Origin of the sequence: Bacteroides muris (ex Fokt et al. 2023), from assembly GCF_024704895.1 — a bacterium.
GTDB lineage: Bacteria > Bacteroidota > Bacteroidia > Bacteroidales > Bacteroidaceae > Bacteroides > Bacteroides muris.
The window spans coordinates 1-989 of record NZ_JAMZEE010000106.1 but is presented as its reverse complement, the minus strand read 5'-3'; the positions used below and the strand labels follow the sequence as shown (position 1 = coordinate 989).

The following is a 989-nucleotide window of genomic DNA, read 5'->3' as shown; positions in this document are numbered from 1 at the left end:
CAAAATTATATAGAAAAATCGAGTTTTTCTACACCGGCACAATAAAAACCGAGGCCAACCCTGAAACTCTGCTTCATACTTCGTTTAATTGTTACGAATGTCCTATATTTAAGGAGTGTAACTAAAAAATCTCAAATATGGACAAAGACAGAATCGTGGCCGGCCTTGATGTCCACAAAGATACAATTTATCTCTGTGTGATGGATAATACAGAGGCCGTTATTTTTGCAAAAGTTTATGGTACATTGACTCCTGATTTAGAACTTATGTGTTCCGAGATGGTTTCTCATGGGGTGACAGAGGCAGCAATGGAAAGCACTTCAACCTATTGGGTCCCTGTGTGGAATGCCTTGTGCGAGAGTATGTCTCTCAAATTGGTAAATCCTTATTTTATAAAGCAGCTTCCCGGTCGCAAGAGTGATGTGAAGGATGCCCAATGGATAGCGGAATGCTTGTTGAAGAATCTGATTCGTGGAAGTTTTGTGCCAGATAAGACAGTGCAGGACATGCGCAAGTATAACCGTCGCATCTTCGACCTGAATGAGGACCTGACGTATAACAGCAATAAACAGGACGCTGCTTTACAGCGATGTGGCTTCCGGTTAAGTAACTATGTCTCCCGAGTCAATGGAAAAAGCTATCAGAAGTGCGTCCGTGCAATAATAACCGGGATAACAGACCCTGAGGAGCTGGTGAAACTCATTCATGGAAAAAACCTACGGAAATACGGACGCAACATTATAAAGGATGCCGTAACGGGTGACTTTCACCAGGCAGACATCTGTTTGTTAAAGCAATACGCAGAGCTTATAGGGGTAATCGAGCGACAAATCGAAGAATGCAGGAATGCTCTCATTTCCATGTGCCAGGAACACTTCCCGAAACAATTCAAACGTCTACAGAGCATCCCCGGTGTTAAAGAACGCGCCGCTTCGGCTATAATTGCGGAGACTGGGGCTGACATGAAACCGTTTGAAAAAGCAACAAAC

At 43.6% G+C, this 989-nt stretch carries 1 protein-coding gene; it reads left to right on the top strand.

Annotation, left to right across the window (positions count from 1 at the left end; all coding sequences use genetic code 11):
* Window positions 1–137 precede the first annotated feature (137 nt).
* Window positions 138–989 (top strand): IS110 family transposase (locus tag M1B78_RS18430; RefSeq protein WP_257941493.1); only part of this gene is annotated, 852 nt, incomplete at its 3' end.